Origin of the sequence: Pseudomonas graminis (assembly GCF_001705435.1) — a bacterium.
Lineage (GTDB): Bacteria > Pseudomonadota > Gammaproteobacteria > Pseudomonadales > Pseudomonadaceae > Aquipseudomonas > Aquipseudomonas graminis_B.
This window is the reverse complement of record NZ_MDEN01000069.1, coordinates 588,359-605,840: the sequence shown is the minus strand read 5'-3', so window position 1 is coordinate 605,840 and position 17,482 is coordinate 588,359. Positions and strand designations below refer to the sequence as shown.

Genomic DNA, 17,482 nt, shown 5'->3' with positions numbered 1-17,482 from the left:
CAAGCGTAAAAGCCGGGCGCCTGCCCGGCTTTTGCATTTTAAGGACAAGGCCCCTTGATTCAGCGTGAGCAATCGCGTTTCCATGTGGTCTGATCGCAAGACTGTCTCCGGGCTGCTCTCAAGCCGCTGTATCCAATCGCCATCCAAAGGAGAGCCCGCTCAAGCGTGGGCGTCATTGCCAATGCTCTATCGCCGTTTTGAACAGCTGATCGATATCTTCCGCGAAGCCCCTTCCGCCGCCCCGCCCAACACCGTAGCCTCGTTCTACCTGTATTACCTGCGTCAGGTGTGGCCCAGCTTTGCCGCGCTGCTGGTGGTCGGACTGATCGGCGCGCTGATCGAAGTGTCGCTGTTCAGCTACCTGAGCCGCATCATTGATCTGGCCCAAGGCACGCCCAACCCGAATTTCTTCCGCGAACATGCGTTCGAGCTGACGTGGATGGTCATCGTCGCGCTGGTGCTGCGCCCGATCTTCGTTGCCCTGCATGACCTGCTGGTGCATCAGACCATCAGCCCCGGCATGACCAGCATGATCAACTGGCAGAACCACAGTTACGTGCTCAAGCAGAGCCTGAATTTCTTCCAGAACGACTTCGCCGGGCGCATCGCCCAACGCATCGTCCAGACCGGCAACGCGCTGCGTGATTCGGCGGTGCAGTCGGTGGACGCGTTGTGGCACGTGCTGATCTATTCGATCAGCGCGCTGGTGCTGTTCGCCGAAGCCGACTGGCGCCTGATGATTCCACTGCTGAGCTGGATCTTCGCGTTCATTCTGGCGCTGTGGTACTTCGTGCCTCGGGTGAAGGCTCGCTCGGTCATTTCCTCCGATGCGCGCTCCAAGCTGATGGGCCGCATCGTCGATGGCTACACCAACATCGCAACGCTCAAGCTGTTCGCGCACACCAACTCGGAGCAGCAGTACGCCCGCGAGGCCATCAGCGAACAAACAGAAAAGACCCAGCTGGCAGGTCGCGTGATCACTGAAATGGACACCGTGATCACCAGCCTCAACGGCATTCTGATTGTGACGACCACAGGCCTGGCATTGTGGCTGTGGACCCAGTCGTTGATATCCGTGGGCGCGATTGCGCTGGCGACCGGTCTGGCGATTCGGATCGTCAATATGTCCGGCTGGATCATGTGGGTGGTCAACGGCATTTTCGAAAACATCGGCATGGTGCAGGACGGTTTGCAGAGCATCGCGCAACCGGTGGGCATCACCGACCGGGACGCTGCACCGAAGCTGGCGGTCAGCCGTGGTGAGGTGAAATTCGAAGACCTCAACTTCCAGTACGGCAAGGGCAAGGGCGTGATTCACGGCCTGAACCTGGATATCAAGCCGGGCGAGAAAATCGGGTTGATCGGACCGTCGGGCGCGGGTAAATCGACCTTGGTGAATCTGCTGCTTCGTCTGTATGACGTACAAGGCGGCCGCATCCTGATCGACGATCAGGACATTTCCCACGTCGCTCAGGAAAGCCTGCGTTCGCACATTGGCATGATCACCCAGGACACGTCGCTGCTGCACCGCTCCATCCGCGATAACTTGCTGTACGGAAAACCGGATGCGACCGACGCCGAACTGTGGGAGGCCATGCGCAAGGCCCGCGCCGACGAGTTCATCCCGCTGCTCACGGACTCCGAGGGCCGCACCGGGCTAGACGCCCATGTGGGCGAGCGCGGCGTGAAACTGTCCGGTGGTCAGCGTCAGCGTATCGCCATCACCCGCGTGCTGCTCAAGGACGCGCCGATTTTGATCATGGACGAAGCGACGTCAGCGCTGGATTCGGAAGTGGAAGCGGCGATTCAGGAAAGTCTGGAAACATTGATGCAGGGCAAGACGGTGATTGCGATTGCCCACCGGCTGTCGACCATCGCGCGGATGGATCGCCTGATCGTCCTGGAAAACGGCGTGATTGCGGAAAGCGGGACCCATGGCGAGCTGCTGGCCCACAAAGGCTTGTATGCGCGGCTGTGGGCGCATCAGACGGGCGGATTTGTCGGGATGGATTGACCTGTCGCCGTCACTCAGTGGGAGCGACCCAGTCGCTCCCATTGTCTCCGCTACGCTGACACCCGCGATTCAACTACACCTGCCGATACGGCAACGCCCCGCGCGCTTCTTCGGCGTACGCCAGAATCCCCGCCCGTTCCTGGGTCAGAAAATCCGCCACCGCCTCGCGCAATCCCGGGTGCGCCAGGTAATGCCACGAGTGAGTGATGACCGGCTCGAAGCCGCGGATCAATTTGTGCTCCCCTTGGGCGCCCGCGTCGAAGCGCTTGAAGCCGTGGGCGATCGCGTAATCCATGCCCTGATAGAAACACGTCTCGAAGTGCAATCGATCGAACTCGGCCAAACAGCCCCAGTAGCGACCGTAAAAACTGTCGCCGCCGACCAGGCTGAATGCCATCGCCACCGGGCGCGAACCCTGCCGCGCCAGCACCACACGAATCGCGTCGGGCATGCGCTCGGCAACCAGACTGAAGAACTCCCGCGTTAGGTAAGGCGTTTGCCCACGCACTTCGTAGGTATTGGAATAGCAGGCGTAGACGAAATCCCAATGAGCCTCGCTCAGTTCATGCCCTTCGAGCCAGTCGAAGTCAAAACCCTGCCCCGCCACTTGCTCGCGCTCCTTGCGCATTTGCTTACGCTTGCGTGAGCTCAAGGCGTCGAGAAAATCCTGAAAATCCCGATAGCCGCGGTTCTGCCAGTGGTACTGACAGCCAATGCGCTGCAGCCAGCCGGGTTGTTCGGCGAGCAACGCATCGGCGACCGGGTCGGTGAAGTTGACGTGAACGCTGGACAGCTCCTCGCCCTGGGCATAGCCCGGCAGGCAAGCGAGCAGTTCACGGCCGTCTTCGGGGGTCTTCGCCAACAGCCGGGGCCCGCTCACTGGACTGAACGGCACCGCCACCAGCAGCTTGGGGTAATAGGCCAGCCCGGCGCGACGACAGGCGTCCGCCCAGGCGTGATCGAACACGTACTCGCCATAAGAGTGCCACTTGCGGTACGCCGGCAGCGCAGCGATGAGTCGCTCACCCTCGTAGTGCAGCAAGTGCTCGGCGCGCCAGCCGGAACGCGGCCCGAGGCTGCCGCTGTCTTCCAGCGAACTGAGAAAGGCATGGCGCAAAAACGGTGAATCGCCAGGTATCAGGGCGTCCCACTGTTCAGGCGCAAGGTCAGAAAGCTTATCCAATCGGTGTAACGACATCCCACCACTCCAGGTCGCGCCAACGTGGGCGCAGTATCACCTATTCATCTGTTCTGCACATGAAATTACTCGCGGCACCGCTCTAGCCCGCAGGTCCAACGAAATTTTCACATGTCACCCACACGACATCACTTTGCCACCGTATCGTCATAAACGCTGGCAATACTGGCGCCAGTTTTTAGAGCCAGAGGTTCTAAGAACGCCAATTTTCTTCCGCCCGCCTTTGGTCGGCTGATCCCTGGATGATCCGGTCATCCCTTCTCAGTTACGGAGATTGATATGCGTCTTGCTTCCACGAAAACTGCGGCAGCCCTGTGTGGTGGTGTGCTGCTGGCCATGAGCGTTCCGGCCAGCGCCGCAGTCGACGCGAAACTGCTCGACATGCTCAAGGCCAACGGCTCGATTTCACCTGCCCAGTATGCCGAACTGCAAACCGAGCTGACCAAAGACCAGTTGGCTCAGCAACAGGCTCAGAAAGCCACGTCCGACCAGATCGCCGCCGCCACCACGGCCAAGTCTTCCGAACTGTCTGCCTTCGAGCAGAAAGTGGCATGGGCAGCGAAGACTCAATTCAAAGGTGACGTTCGCGTTCGGCAAGAGACGGTCAAGATCGACGACCAGAACAACAGCCAGGACAAAAACCGGCAGCGTATCCGTGTGCGTCTCGGCGCCTACAGCGAGATCAACCCGCAAGTCAGCACCGGAATCCGTATCGCCACCGGTGGTGACAACAAGGCCAACTCCACCAACGTTGACCAGAACGACTACTTCACCAAGAAAGACCTGTGGCTGGATCAGGGCTTCATCGACTACCACCCGACCGCAATCCAGAACCTGCACGTCATCGGCGGCAAGATGGCTCAGCCATGGGTCAGCGAAGGCGACGTGATCTGGGACAACGACATCAACCCTGAAGGTCTGGCCGCCACTTACAGCCTGCCGATCAACAAGGGCTTCGAGCTGTTCGGCAGCGCCGGTACCTACACCCTCAAGGACAACATCAGCGGCGAAGGTACGCAGTTCAAGAACGACCTGCGCCTGAACGCGGCTCAGTTGGGTACGCGGGTCGCCATCACCGACAACGTGAAGATGACGGTCGGCGGTTCGGTCTACAACTACGAAAACTCCAACGACTGTAATCCGGCCGCTGCCAGCACCAGCACAACGTTCTGTGGCTTGAGCATCAACGGCAACAACACCACTGACTTCCGCCTGTACGAAGGCTTCGGTCAACTGGACCTGACCGGCTTTGTCGTACCGGTCGGCCTGTACGGTCAGTACGTGGTCAACAGCGCCACCAACAGCGACGAAGACACCGCCTGGCTGGCGGGTGTGAAAACCAAGGTGTTCGGTTTCGGTCTGGACTACAACTACCGCGACACGCAGCGTAACGCTGTGGTGGGTGCTTTCACCGACTCCGATTTCGCCAACGGCACCACCGGTTCACGCGGTCACAAGCTGGCCATTTCCTACGACATCGACAAGAACTTCGCCGTCGGCGCGACGTACTTCCTGACCAAAGCGGACTTCGCGACCTCTGCGCTGCCGCGTGATCAGGATGCCAACACGCTGCAACTGGACGTACTGGCGAAGTTTTAAGAAAGCGAGCTGCAAGCTGCAAGCGACACGTTAAAAGCTAAAAGCCTGAAGCGGCGTGCTGCTGCCGTTTGAAGCTGCTAAAAAACTCAAGCCCGCCGTTGCCCTGTCGGATCCCCATCATCCGTTCCGACAGAGCGACGCCGGGCTTTTTTGTTGCGATGCCATACGCCGAACTCTGTAGGAGCGTGGCTTGTCCCGCGATCGGCTGCGCAGCAGTCGTTAAACCTCGCCACGCCATTCTTGCTGACACACCGCATTCATTGTGTTGCTGCCGCTGCGCGCCAGATCGCGGGACAAGCCACGCTCCTACGTCATCAACCGCGGTCATGCCGCGCGCATCACTTCTTGCGCAAGATCACGCTACCAATCGAATACCCCGCGCCGAACGAACTGAGTACGCCCAGCGCGCCGCTTGGCAGGTCGTCCTGATGTTCGTGAAACGCGATCACCGAACCTGCCGAGCTGGTGTTGGCGTAGCGATCGAGGATCACCGGCGCTTCTTCGACAGTGGCGTCGCGGCCCAGCAGTTTCTTCACGATCAGGTGGTTCATGCTGAGGTTGGCCTGATGCAGCCAGAAGCGTTGCACGTCGCTGACGTTCAACTGGTTCTCGTCCAGGTGCGCGGCCACCAGTTCGGCGACCATCGGGCAGACGTCGCGGAACACCTTGCGGCCTTCCTGCACGAACAGCTTGTCCTGCTTGTCCTGCTTGTCCTGCTTGCCTTGGCCCTCTTCCGCCGTGCGATTGAGGAAACCGAAGTTGTTGCGGATGTTATTGGAGAACGTCGTCAGCAGCTTGGTGCCAACGATGTCGAACTGGTGCTGGGAGGTTGCCAGGTCAGCACGCTCGACCACTACCGCTGTGGCCGCATCACCGAAGATGAAGTGGCTGTCACGGTCGCGGAAATTAAGGTGAGCGGTGCAGATCTCAGGGCTGATGACCAACAGCGCGCGGGCCTGGCCCAGCTTGACGCTGTTGCATGCGGTCTGGATGCCGAACGTGGCCGAGGAGCACGCCACGTTCATGTCAAAGCCGAAGCCCTCAACGCCCAGCGCCGCCTGGATTTCGATGGAGATCGCCGGATACGCGCGCTGTAGGTTGGAACAGGCGACGATCACGCCGTCGATGTCAGCGGGAGTCTTGCCGGCACGCTGCAGGGCCTGATTGGCCGCGGCAACGCCCATCTCGCAGAGGATCGACCACTCGTCATTGGAGCGCTCGGGCAGGCGCGGCTTCATGCGCTGGGGGTCGAGAATGCCGTCCTTGTCCATCACGTAACGGCTTTTGATGCCGCTGGCTTTTTCGATGAACGCCGCGTTGGATTCCGTCAGTGCCTGGACCTCTCCCGCTTCGATCGCGGCGGCATTTTCGGCGTTGAACTGGGCAACGTAGGTGTTGAAAGACTGCACCAGCTCATCGTTGGAAATACTGTTGGCGGGGGTGAAAAGCCCGGTGCCACTGATCACGACTTCGTACACGGTCGTTCCTCTCGAGATAAAAGCAGCTCATTGACGGCAGCAGCTGAACAGCCAGCACAAGCGGGGGCGTTGGCGATCTGGGACGAAGGTCCCAATGCAACGGGGCAGCAACCCGCTTGGCGGACGACGGATGTTTTATGACGCTATGAAGTTTAGCCGCGAAGTTTGCCATAACGGCCGCCATTTCGCGCTATCGGGTAATGTAATCGGCACTGCGGGCCGAGGGGATCACCCCTCGACCTGAGTCCACTGCTTGTTCAGGCGCTTGTCCGAGATCGGCACTTTGGTGCCCAGTTGCTGCGCGAACAGCGAAACGCGGTATTCCTCCAGCCACCAGCGATACACCACCAGCTCCGGATCGCGCTTGCCTTCCTGGGCGTGTTTGTCGGCGCGGGCCTGGTACTGCGCCCAGAGATTGCCCAGTTCGATGCTCCAGACCCTGTCCTTCTGCGCCTGGCTACCAAGTTTTTCGAGGCGCATTTCGATGGCCTTGAGGTAACGCGGCAGTTCCTTGAGCCACACCGCCGGGGTTTCGCGGATGAAACCGGGATAGACCAGCTTGCTTAGCTGACCTTTGATGTCGTTCAGCGCCACGGCCTGGGCGAGATCGATCTTGCCCTTGAAGCGCTTCTGCAAGCCATGCCACAGCTTGAGAATCTCCAGCGTCAGCCTCGCCAGCCGCTCGGCATGCTCGGTCAGGCCACCACGCTTGCGCTCGGCCAGGGACAGGAGGCCGGCGCCGTCTCGGGGCAACGTCGTTTCGCCCTCGAGAATGCAGCTGTCGAGACTCGCCAGCAGGATGTCTTCGATCAATGCATCGACCCGACCCAAGTCGCGGTACAGCAAGGCCAGCTCGGTCTGTCCCGGCAACTTGCTGCGCAGAAACTTGGCCGGCTCGGCCAGTTGCTGCAACAACAGCCGTTGCAGGGCTCGGCGGTGCTGGTATTCGGCCTCGGCCTGGGTCGAGAAACGCCCTTCTTTAACCGCGCCGCCCTCTTCCACCAGCGCCGGATACACCGTCATCGACAGCCCGGCGATCTTCTGCTGAGTCTTCTCGGCCACCTTTGCGAAGCCCTTGGCCTCGACCGGCTGCTGACCTTTCGCCGAGTGCGGCACTGCGAGTGCAGCCTGTCCGGCCTCGGCGAAACGGGCGGTCAGCTCATCCAGCTCACGGCCTTCACCGAGGAACTTGCCGTTGGCGTCGACCACTTCAAGGTTCATTTTCAGGTGGCTTTCCACCTGCTGCGCCGCTTCGGCCCAGGCTTCGTCGGTCACCCGCACGCCGGTCATGCGCAACAGCTCGCGGCCCAACGACTGGGGCAGCGAGCCTTCGGCGAAGACCATCCGCTGCAACGCGGCTTTGACGAAGTCCGGCACCGGCACGAAATTCTTGCGCAGCGCCTTGGGCAGGTTGCGCACCAGCGCCACGCATTTGGTTTCCAGCAGCCCTGGCACCAACCACTCCAGGCGCTCGGCCGGTAACGACAGCAACAGCGGCGCCGGCACCCGCAGGGTCACGCCGTCACGGGGGTGGTTGGGCTCGAAGTGATAGGTCAGCGACAGGGTCAGTTCGCCCAGGCGCAAAGTGTCCGGGTACTGATTGGCCGTGACCTCGCTGGCTTCACGGGCGAGCACATCTTCCTCGCGCATGATCAGCAACTGCGGGTTCTTCTGGCTCTCCATCCGGTACCAGGCGTCGAACGTCGCGGTCTGGTGAATCTCCGCCGGCAAGCGTTCGTCGTAATACCGATACAGGGTTTCTTCGTCGGCCAGGATGTCTCGGCGACGCGCCTTGGCTTCCAGTTCGTCGAGCTGCTCCAGCAATTTGGCATTGGCTGAGAGGCATTTGGCCCGGGACTGGATTTCGCCGCGCACCAGCCCTTCGCGGATGAAGAACTCGCGGGACACGACCGGATCAATCGGCCCGAAATGCACGGGCCGACGCCCAACCACGATGAGGCCGAACAGCGTGATCTGCTCGAAGGCGACGACCTGGCCGCGCTTCTTTTCCCAATGGGGTTCAAAGTGGTTTTTCTTGATCAAGTGCCCGGCAAGGGGTTCGATCCAGTCCGGTTCGATCTTCGCCACCATGCGTGCATACAGCTTGGTGGTCTCGACCAGCTCGGCGCCCATGATCCATTGCGGGCGCTTGCGGCCCAGCCCCGAAGACGGATGCACCCAGAAACGCCGCTGACGCGCGCCCATGTAGTCGCCGTCTTCGGTCTTCTGACCGACCTGGCTGAGCAGGCCCGAGAGCACCGCCTTGTGGAATTTCGGAAAATCGGCCGGCTCTTTATTGACCGTCAGCTGCAGGTCGCGGCAGATCAGGCTCAATTGACGATGGGAATCACGCCACTCGCGCAGGCGCAAGTAATTGAGGAAATTACGGCGGCACCAGTTACGCAGAGGGCTGGCGGTCAGGGCCTGGCGCTGTTCTTCGAAACCGCGCCATAGATTGACCAGCCCGGCGAAGTCGGAGTCCTGATCTTTCCATTGCGCGTGGGCTTGGTCTGCGGCCTGTTGACGCTCCGGCGGACGCTCACGGGGGTCCTGAATCGACATTGCGCTGGCAACGATCAGTACTTCCTGCAAGCTGCCCTGCTTCGCCGCTTCGAGCAACATGCGGCCCATGCGCGGGTCCACCGGCAAGCGCGCCAGTTGTCGGCCCATCGGCGTCAGGTTGTTCTCGCGGTCGACCGCCGACAGCTCCTGCAACAGGTTGAAGCCGTCGCTGATCGCCTTGCCGTCGGGCGGCTCGATGAACGGGAAATCGGTGATCTGGCCCAGCCGCAGGTGGAGCATCTGCAGGATCACCGCCGCCAGGTTGGTGCGCAGAATCTCCGGGTCGGTGAATTCAGGCCGCGACAGAAAATCTTCTTCGCTGTACAGCCGCACGCAAAGGCCCGGCTCGACCCGACCGCAACGGCCCTTGCGCTGGTTGGCGCTGGCCTGGGAAATCGCTTCGATGGGCAGGCGCTGCACTTTGGCGCGGTAGCTGTAGCGGCTGATGCGCGCGGTGCCGGTGTCGATGACGTAGCGGATGCCCGGCACGGTCAGCGAGGTTTCGGCAACGTTGGTCGCCAGCACCACGCGACGGCCCGGGTGAGACTGGAAAATTCGTTGCTGCTCGGCCGGCGACAGGCGCGCGTACAGCGGCAGGATTTCGGTGTGCTTGAGTTGCGCCTTGCGCAGCATCTCGGCGGCGTCACGGATTTCCCGCTCGCCGGGCAGAAACACCAGCACATCGCCGGGGGACTTGCGCTCGCTGCGTTCGAAAGCGGCCAACTCGTCCAGCGCGGCGAGAATCGCCTGATCGACGGTCAGGTCTTCCTCGATGCTGTTGCCCTCTTCGTCCTGCTGGGCGGTCATCGGCCGGTACCAGGTCTCCACCGGGAAAGTCCGGCCCGAGACCTCGATGACTGGCGCCTTGTCGAAATGCTCCGAGAAGCGTTCGAGGTCGATGGTCGCCGAGGTGATGATGACTTTCAGGTCCGGGCGACGGGGCAGCAGGGTTTTCAGATAACCGAGCAGGAAGTCGATGTTCAGGCTGCGTTCGTGGGCTTCGTCGACGATGATCGTGTCGTAGCGCTCAAGAAAGCGGTCGTGCTGGGTTTCGGCGAGCAGGATGCCGTCGGTCATCAGCTTGATCAGGGTGTTTTCGTCGCTCTGGTCTTCGAAGCGCACCTGATAACCCACTAACCCGCCCAGCGGCGTGCCGACTTCTTCGGCGACCCGGCTGCCGACGCTCCGTGCTGCGATGCGACGTGGCTGGGTGTGGCCGATCAGTCCGTGCTGCCCGCGACCGATTTCCAGACAGATTTTCGGCAGCTGAGTGGTTTTGCCCGAGCCGGTTTCGCCGGCGATGATCAACACCTGATGTTCAAGGATCGCTTTCTTGATCTCGTCGCGCTTGGCGGCGATCGGCAGGTTTTCGTCGTAGCGCAGGGTCGGCACGCTTTGCGCGCGACTCAGCACACGGGCGCACGATGCCTGCACGCGCTCGACCCACTGCGCCAGCTTCGTCTCGTCCGGTTTCTTGCGCAGCTCATGCAATTGCCGGCGCAAGCGATGACGATCGCTGATCATCGCGTGGTCGAGATTTTTGAAGAGTTGGTCGATGGAGGTCGAATCGTCGGTCATCAGGGCGCGGAATCTTTCTATCTGAATGCAGGGCGCGGATTGTCGCAGATTTGGTGGGGTGGAGGCAGGTCTGTGGCGCAAAGGCATTCACGGGCAGGGTGTAAGTCCTCGCGCGCAATGTGGAGCGCCACCCCGATCGCTCCCACGAGGTCGTGACGGCTCCCACATGGAGGGTTTATGCCAAAAAATTAATGGCGGTCATGCGGGCCTCTTCCCGGCTAAAGCCAGTCCCACTAAGAGCAGCGCGTGCATTCAGTGAAATACGTGGCGATCACACCGGCCTCTTCCCGGCTAAAGCCAGTCCTACAGTGGATGCGCAGTAGGTCTGTGGGACCGGCTTTAGCCGGGAAGCTTGTGATCTGCTTTTGATCTTCATGCGGAGAAAATCCAGACGACACCTATCGCGACCTTGGTGCAGGCTGAACGTAGGTCTCGCGGAGTGGGCCGAGCCGCATGGATGCGGCGAGAGCGCCGTCAGGACATGGATGTCCGTTCGGCGCGGGCCCACGGAGCGGGACCGGAGTGAAGGAACCCCGAGGAACGAGGGGCCCAACCGAGAGCAAGCACCCTTGGCTGCTCTTTAAAACCGAGAGGGGGGTGCTTTTCCAAGTAACTCGCCGAAGGCGAAACCCGAGGCCGTTAGGCCGACCACGCTGGCGGGGTCTGTTGGTGTCAGGGCTGACTCAGGCCGGCTTCTTAAGCGCCAGCTTTTTCAGTTCTTCGTCACGCAGTTCGCGGCGCAGGATCTTGCCGACGTTGGTGGTCGGCAGGGCGTCGCGGAATTCCACGCTACGCGGCACTTTATAAGCCGTGACGTTGGCGCGCATGTGCTGCATGACTTGATCCTTGCTCAGGGTCGTGCCCGGTTTGCACACCACGAACAGCTTGATCGCCTCGCCGGATTTTTCGTCCGGGATACCGATGGCCGCGCACTGCAGGACGCCGGGCAGGGTCGCCAGCACATCTTCCAGTTCGTTCGGGTACACGTTGAAACCGGAGACCAGAATCATGTCCTTCTTGCGATCAACGATGCGCATGTAGCCATCCGGCTGGATGATTGCGATGTCACCGGTCTTCAACCAACCGTCCGCATCGAGCATCTCGTCGGTGGCGGCCTGATTTTGCCAGTAGCCTTTCATCACCTGCGGCCCCTTGATGCACAGCTCGCCCACTTCGCCGACCGGCAGCTCTTCGCCAGCGTCATTAATGGTCTTGCACAGGGTCGAAGGCACGGGAATGCCGATGGTGCCCATCTGGATCTTCTGGAACGGGTTGACCGACGCCACCGGGCTGGTCTCGGTCATGCCGTACCCTTCGCAGATCGAGCAGCCGGTCACCTCTTTCCAGCGCTCGGCCGCCGCGGTTTGCAAAGCCATGCCGCCCGACAGGGTGAGCTTGAGCGAGGAGAAATCCAGGTGGCGGAAGTCGGCGTTATTGCACAGCGCGACGAACAGCGTGTTGAGCCCGACGAAGCCGGAAAACTTCCACTTCGACAGCTCTTTCACCATCGCCGACAAATCACGGGGGTTGCTGATCAGCACGTTGTGGTTGCCGCTCAGCATCATCGCCATGCAGTGAAAGGTGAACGCATAGATGTGGTACAGCGGCAACGGCGTGATCAGAATCTCCGTGCCTTCATTGAGGTTGGCCGCCATCAGCGCCCGGCATTGCAGCATGTTGGCGATCAGGTTGCGGTGGGTGAGCATCGCGCCCTTGGCCACGCCGGTGGTGCCGCCGGTGTATTGCAGCACCGCGACGTCGTCGCCGGTCGGCGAAACATCCCGCACCGGCTGACCGTGCCCCTTGGCCAGCACGGCGTTGAATTTGACCGCCTTGGGCAGGTGAAACGGCGGGACCATCTTCTTCACGTACTTGATGACGCTGTTGACCAGCAGGCGCTTGAGGGGCGGCAGCAGGTCGGCGACTTCGGTGACGATGATGTGCTTGACGCCGGTCTTGGGCACGACCTTCTCGGCCAGGTGCGCCATGTTCGCCAGGCAAACCAGCGCCTTGGCGCCGGAGTCGTTGAATTGGTGTTCCATTTCCCGCGCGGTGTACAGCGGGTTGGTGTTGACCACGATGAGCCCGGCACGAATGGCACCGAACACCGCGACCGGGTACTGCAGCACGTTGGGCAACTGCACGGCGATGCGATCGCCCGGTTGCAGGTCGGTGTGCTGTTGCAGATACGCCGCAAAGGCACCGGACAGCGCGTACATTTCGCCGTAGGTGAGGGTCTTGCCCAGGTTGCTGAACGCAGGTTTGTTGGCGAAACGCTCGCAGGACTGTTTCAATACGGCCTGTACGTTCGGATACTGATCCGGATCGATATCGGCAGCGATACCTGTCGGATATTTATCCTTCCAGAAGTTTTCGAGCATAAAAGCCGACTCCTCAGCAACAGCGTTTCTACACACCGCTTGATGCGATGATTTCTTGTGTTTGGAATATTGTAGTAACCGCTTTTTGTTGACCGTTGGCACAAAAAGCGGGGCGAGCGTATCAGCTTTGCCAAAAGCCGCCTAGAGCCAAAAGCGGGCTCTCCAGTCACATACCTGACTCTTGAATAGGCCACGGTCACGTTTAGAGCAATGAACCTAAATGTCGGAAATATCCTACGGTGATGTTCATTTATGCGGCCCCCTCAAACCCTGCAGCCAAACACCGGGCAAAAAAAACGGCGTGATCATCACGCCGTTTTGTGGGGGTAAAGCTCAGGGGAAAGAAGCGATGCCGGATCAGGCGATATCCCGCAGCTCGCGCCGCAGGATTTTCCCCACAGGCGTCATCGGCAACGACTCACGCAGCACGATCTGCTTGGGAATCTTGTAGCCGGTGAAGTTCTCCTTGCAGTATGCCTTCAACTCCTCGCTGGTCAGCGTGGCATCCCTCGGCACCACGAACAGCTTCACAGCTTCGCCCGAACGGTCGTCCGGAACGCCGATCACCGCACAGTTCGCGACTTTCGGATGCCGCGAGACCACGTCCTCGATCTCGTTCGGGTAGACGTTGAAGCCCGAAACGATGATCAGGTCCTTCTTGCGGTCCACGATACGAATGAACCCGTCCGGGTCGATCACCGCGATGTCCCCGGTTTTCAGCCAGCCTTCGCTGTCCAGCACTTCGGCGGTGGCCTCTGGCTTGTTCCAGTAACCGAGCATGATCTGCGGCCCCTTGAGGCACAGCTCGCCGCGCTCACCCACAGGCAGCTCGGCACCGTCGTCGCTGATGACCTTCGCCGTGGTGCCCGGCACCGGCATGCCCACCGTCCCCAGCCTGGACTGAGTGCCATAGGGGTTGGCGGTGGCGACGGGAGAGGTTTCGGTCAGGCCATAGCCCTCGACGATCGGGCAGCCGGTCAATTGCAGCCAGCGCTCGGCGGTGGCTTTGACCAGCGCGGTACCGCCGGAATTGGTCAGGCGCAACGTCGAGAAATCCAGATTCTTGAATTCGGGATGGTCCATCAGCGCCACGAACAGCGTGTTGAGGCCAAGCATCGCCGAGAACTTCCACTTCTTCAGCTCTTTGATGAAGCCGCTGATGTCCCGCGGGTTGGTGATCAGCAGGTTGTGATTGCCGCTGACCATCATGCACATGCAATTACAGGTGAACGCATAGATGTGATAAAGCGGCAGCGGCGCCACCATGATCTCGCTGCCCTGCTTGAAGATCGGCCGCCCGTCGGGCCCGTGCTGCTGCATGCAGGCATAGACCTGCTGCATGTTGGCGACCAGATTGCCGTGGGTCAGCATCGCGCCTTTCGGCGAACCGGTGGTGCCGCCGGTGTACTGCAGCACAGCGACGTCATCCAGCGCCATTGGCACCCGTTGCAGACGATCGCCCTTGCCCAGCTTGAGCACACGTTTGAACGGGATGGCCTGGGGCAAGTGGTACGCGGGCACCAGCTTCTTGACCTTTTCGACCACGGTGTTGATCAGCCAGCCTTTGGCCGCCGACTGCATGTCGCCCATCTTCACTTCGATGAGGTACTGAATATCGGTGTCCGCGAGCACTTCCTGCACGTTCTTGCCGAAGACGTTGAGATAGACCAGTGCGCGGGCGCCGGAATCCTTGAACTGATGGCGCATCTCCCGGGCGGTGTACAGCGGATTGGTGTTGACGACGATCAGGCCGGCGCGCATGGCACCGAACACGGCGATGGGGTACTGGATGAGGTTGGGCATCTGCACGGCGATGCGGTCGCCGGGTTTGAGGTCAGTCTGCTGTTGCAGGTAACCGGCGAACGACGCCGATTGGCGCTCAAGCTCTGCGTAACTCAGGGTGACACCCATGTTGCTGTAGGCCGGCCGATCGGCGTACTGGCGGCAACTGCGCTCGAACACTTCGATCACCGATGTGTACGCCTGCAGGTCCACCTCAGAAAGAACGCCAGCGGGCCGCTTGTCGTTCCAGAATTCAGGTTGCATGTTGTTTTTATCCTCTTACCTGAGTGTACTGGCCCCGTGGTATTTAAACGGGCGTTTGCCGGACGTTAGCAGCTATGGCATAGAAGGCAAATAGTCGTCGCCACGTCATCACCGGTGTGAATCTTGCGGGTAACCAGCCTGCCATCCGGCTACCGCTATACACTCAAGCAAAGCGCTCGCCACTGCGTTTTTTGAGACAACTTTTTACAGGGGCCAGGAAAACGCGATGGAACACGAAGCTTTTTGGCTGGACGCTCAAGATCACAGTCGTCTCTATGTGCGGACCTGGAGGCCGATGGGCAATGCCCGGGCGGTGGTCATGCTTTCCCACGGGATGGCTGAGCACGGCGCGCGCTATGACAGACTCGGCGGGGCACTGATGCGGGCAGGCTTCGCCTTGTATGCCGCCGATCAGCGTGGCCACGGCCATTCGGCCTCCCATGGCACTTTGGGTCATTTCGCCGATCAGGACGGCTGGAACAAAGTGGTCGGCGACCTCGCCACGCTGAAAGCGTCGATTGCGGTGCGCCATCCGGGCGTGCCGGTGTTCCTGCTCGGTCACAGCATGGGCAGTTACATCGCCCAGGGGTATTTGTTACACCACAGCGCCAGTGTGCAAGGGGCGATTCTCAGCGGCTCGAATTACCATCCGGTCGCCTTCTACCGCTCGGCGGCGCTGGTTGCTCGTTTTGAACGCTGGCGCCAAGGGCCGGCAGGTCGCAGCGCGTTGATCGAGCACCTGTCGTTCGGCTCGTTCAACAAACGATTCAAGCCCGTACGCACCTGCTATGACTGGCTCAACCGCGACCCGGCCGAGGTCGACGCGTACAGCCATGACCCGATGTGTGGCTTTCGCTGCACCAATCAGTTGTGGATGGACCTGCTTGGCGGCCTGCAACAGATCAGCAAGCGTTCGAACCTGGCGCAGATCGATTCCGGACTGCCAATCCTGATTATCGGTGGCGAATGTGATCCGGTGAGCGATGGCAAGCGTCTCACGCATCTGGCCGACGCTCTGAGCGGCACCGACCACCCGTTTGTTACGCTGAAGGTCTACCCGCAGGCGCGTCACGAGATTTTCCTGGAGATCAATCGTGAAGAGGTCACCCATGACCTGCTTGCCTGGCTTGAACAGGCGCTACAGCAGCCAAGGCCGCGCCGCAGCGAATGACCCCGGTGGTTCATCTTTCCCAACTGTCACAGGACACCCCATGACCCAAGTCACCAACACGCCGTACGAATCCCTTGAAGTCGGCCAGACCGCCAGCTACAGCAAAACCGTCGAGGAGCGTCACATCCAGCTGTTCGCCGAGATGTCCGGCGACCGCAACCCGGTGCACCTGGACGCTGAGTTCGCGGCCAAGAGCATGTTCAAGGATCGCATCGCCCACGGCATGTTCAGCGGCGCATTGATCAGCGCGGCAGTGGCCTGTGAACTGCCTGGCCCGGGCACTATTTACCTGGGTCAGCAGATGACCTTCCAGAAGCCGGTGAAGATCGGCGACACCCTGACCGTGCGCCTGGAGATCCTCGAGAAACTGCCAAAATTCCGCGTGCGCATCGCCACTCGCGTGTTCAATCAGAACGATGAACTGGTGGTGGATGGCGAGGCCGAGATCCTTGCGCCACGCAAGCTGCAGACCGTGACCCTGGCCGATCTGCCGCCCATCACCGTGGGTTGAGCCGCCGCCAGCATCCTCCCGGCGCAGCAATCAGCACGCACAGCCACCGCGCAAAAAAAATGGGCAACCGAAGTTGCCCAAAATGCCTTGCGTGCTCTTTGTATAGAAAACTCAGCGTCTGCCGCGCGGGGGTGAGTCTTTCCAGATGAACAGTCCGACGCTTGAATAAATCACCATCATCAGCCCCACCGCCATGACGCCGGCTATCACTGCGTGGTCGAGAAACATGCGCGTGCCCTCTGCTTCAGCCTTTGACAGGCGCAGAGTAACCAGAGGGGTAGCGGGAGAAATTGACTCAGGTCAATGCCGGCGTGAATCGCAAACAGCAGACGGCAGGCGGGGGCCGAACGGGAGGCGTGGTCAGCGTTTTTTCGGTTTGCTCTTGGCTTTCTTCTTGCCCTTGCCCAACGGCATGGCCTGTTCAAACGCGCTTCGGACTTCGTTCAGCCGTTTGTCATTGAGGTCGTGAACACGCTTGGCGCGTTCGGCACTCAGGTCTACCAGTTTGTCGTCATCGCTCATGGCGTATCGCTCGTGAATACCTGTTGCCGCCAATAATGCGCAATCGCAGCGGCGCTGACCAGCGCCTCAGACCTTCAGGTCGACCCACAGGCCCTGGCGTGGCTCGTCGTCGATGATCGGGACCACCGGCACAGTGTCGTCGGCATTGAGGAAATCCCCGGGAATGGCCGGGCCTTCTTGCAGATCGGGGTGACGGTCTGCCACGCGCCGGTCGCTGCGGCGGCGTTGATGGCGGCGTTGTTCTTCGCGCAGCAGCAATTCGGCCTGCTCACGGTCACGTTCGCCCATGTCGATATTGGTTTCGCTCGAACTCTTTTGAATCGGCGTCACCGGCGGGATGTCCGGGGTGGGTTTGACCGGGTCCAGCTGCGAAGTCACGGGGGCCGCGCTCAATGGGATCAGCGGTGGCAGCATGGTAATGG

12 protein-coding genes are annotated in these 17,482 nt (G+C 60.7%); 4 read left to right on the top strand and 8 right to left on the bottom strand.

Features of this window, described 5'->3' with window-relative positions; genetic code table 11:
* The first annotated feature begins 181 nt into the window (after positions 1-181).
* Positions 182-2,014, top strand: coding sequence for an ABC transporter ATP-binding protein (locus BBI10_RS24860; protein WP_065992668.1), 1,833 nt, complete (start codon positions 182-184; stop codon positions 2,012-2,014).
* A gap of 73 nt (positions 2,015-2,087) precedes the next feature.
* On the opposite strand, the gene BBI10_RS24855 is transcribed toward BBI10_RS24860, so the two are convergent.
* Positions 2,088-3,212: a GNAT family N-acetyltransferase gene (locus tag BBI10_RS24855; protein WP_065992666.1), complete on the bottom strand. Its 1,125-nt coding sequence runs from the start codon at positions 3,210-3,212 to the stop codon at positions 2,088-2,090.
* 279 nt (positions 3,213-3,491) lie between these two features.
* Between BBI10_RS24855 and BBI10_RS24850 the strand changes: the two genes are divergently transcribed.
* A complete protein-coding gene (locus tag BBI10_RS24850; protein ID WP_065992663.1) occupies positions 3,492-4,811 on the top strand; it encodes a putative porin in 1,320 nt (439 codons plus the stop codon).
* 338 nt (positions 4,812-5,149) lie between these two features.
* Here BBI10_RS24850 and BBI10_RS24840 read toward each other — a convergent pair whose 3' ends face one another.
* From BBI10_RS24840 to fadD2, 4 genes are all read right to left on the bottom strand, one after another.
* Positions 5,150-6,289: a beta-ketoacyl-ACP synthase III gene (locus BBI10_RS24840; protein ID WP_065992659.1), complete on the bottom strand. Its 1,140-nt coding sequence runs from the start codon at positions 6,287-6,289 to the stop codon at positions 5,150-5,152.
* A gap of 228 nt (positions 6,290-6,517) precedes the next feature.
* The gene (gene hrpA / locus BBI10_RS24835; protein WP_065992657.1) at positions 6,518-10,429 is read right to left on the bottom strand and encodes an ATP-dependent RNA helicase HrpA; all 3,912 of its coding nucleotides are present in this window, start codon (positions 10,427-10,429) and stop codon (positions 6,518-6,520) included.
* Between the two features lie 683 nt (positions 10,430-11,112).
* Complete coding sequence (fadD1, locus tag BBI10_RS24830; RefSeq protein ID WP_065992652.1) at positions 11,113-12,810, bottom strand: long-chain-fatty-acid--CoA ligase FadD1; 1,698 nt, start codon at positions 12,808-12,810, stop codon at positions 11,113-11,115.
* A 357-nt stretch (positions 12,811-13,167) separates the two neighbouring features.
* Positions 13,168-14,856, bottom strand: coding sequence for a long-chain-fatty-acid--CoA ligase FadD2 (fadD2, locus tag BBI10_RS24825; protein ID WP_065992650.1), 1,689 nt, complete (start codon positions 14,854-14,856; stop codon positions 13,168-13,170).
* Between the two features lie 226 nt (positions 14,857-15,082).
* Here fadD2 and BBI10_RS24820 point away from each other — a divergent pair, with 226 nt between their 5' ends.
* A complete protein-coding gene (locus BBI10_RS24820) occupies positions 15,083-16,027 on the top strand; it encodes an alpha/beta hydrolase (protein ID WP_065992648.1) in 945 nt (314 codons plus the stop codon).
* A gap of 40 nt (positions 16,028-16,067) precedes the next feature.
* Positions 16,068-16,538 carry a MaoC family dehydratase gene (locus BBI10_RS24815; RefSeq protein ID WP_065992646.1) on the top strand — a complete coding sequence of 157 codons (471 nt, stop codon included), beginning with the start codon at positions 16,068-16,070 and terminating at the stop codon, positions 16,536-16,538.
* Positions 16,539-16,649: 111 nt separating this feature from the next.
* On the opposite strand, the gene ccoM is transcribed toward BBI10_RS24815, so the two are convergent.
* The 3 genes from ccoM to BBI10_RS24810 form a co-directional block, all read right to left on the bottom strand.
* On the bottom strand, positions 16,650-16,766 hold the full coding sequence (gene ccoM, locus BBI10_RS28275; protein WP_279615270.1) for a cytochrome c oxidase subunit CcoM: 117 nt from the start codon (positions 16,764-16,766) through the stop codon (positions 16,650-16,652).
* Positions 16,767-16,898: 132 nt separating this feature from the next.
* Positions 16,899-17,060 (bottom strand): hypothetical protein, encoded by a 162-nt coding sequence (locus BBI10_RS27655; protein ID WP_167355831.1) that lies wholly within the window; start codon positions 17,058-17,060, stop codon positions 16,899-16,901.
* A 66-nt stretch (positions 17,061-17,126) separates the two neighbouring features.
* On the bottom strand, positions 17,127-17,474 hold the full coding sequence (locus BBI10_RS24810) for an aspartate-semialdehyde dehydrogenase (protein ID WP_065992645.1): 348 nt from the start codon (positions 17,472-17,474) through the stop codon (positions 17,127-17,129).
* Between the last annotated feature and the right edge of the window lie 8 nt (positions 17,475-17,482).

Coding starts and splice junctions, on each gene's coding strand:
- BBI10_RS24810 (WP_065992645.1), bottom strand. CDS start 17,474: ATGCTGCCACCGCTGATCCCATTGAGCGCGGCCCCCGTGACTTCGCAG.
- BBI10_RS24860 (WP_065992668.1), top strand. CDS start 182: ATGCTCTATCGCCGTTTTGAACAGCTGATCGATATCTTCCGCGAAGCC.
- BBI10_RS24855 (WP_065992666.1), bottom strand. CDS start 3,212: ATGTCGTTACACCGATTGGATAAGCTTTCTGACCTTGCGCCTGAACAG.
- hrpA (WP_065992657.1), bottom strand. CDS start 10,429: ATGACCGACGATTCGACCTCCATCGACCAACTCTTCAAAAATCTCGAC.
- fadD1 (WP_065992652.1), bottom strand. CDS start 12,810: ATGCTCGAAAACTTCTGGAAGGATAAATATCCGACAGGTATCGCTGCC.
- BBI10_RS24820 (WP_065992648.1), top strand. CDS start 15,083: ATGGAACACGAAGCTTTTTGGCTGGACGCTCAAGATCACAGTCGTCTC.
- BBI10_RS24850 (WP_065992663.1), top strand. CDS start 3,492: ATGCGTCTTGCTTCCACGAAAACTGCGGCAGCCCTGTGTGGTGGTGTG.
- BBI10_RS24815 (WP_065992646.1), top strand. CDS start 16,068: ATGACCCAAGTCACCAACACGCCGTACGAATCCCTTGAAGTCGGCCAG.
- BBI10_RS27655 (WP_167355831.1), bottom strand. CDS start 17,060: ATGAGCGATGACGACAAACTGGTAGACCTGAGTGCCGAACGCGCCAAG.
- ccoM (WP_279615270.1), bottom strand. CDS start 16,766: ATGTTTCTCGACCACGCAGTGATAGCCGGCGTCATGGCGGTGGGGCTG.
- fadD2 (WP_065992650.1), bottom strand. CDS start 14,856: ATGCAACCTGAATTCTGGAACGACAAGCGGCCCGCTGGCGTTCTTTCT.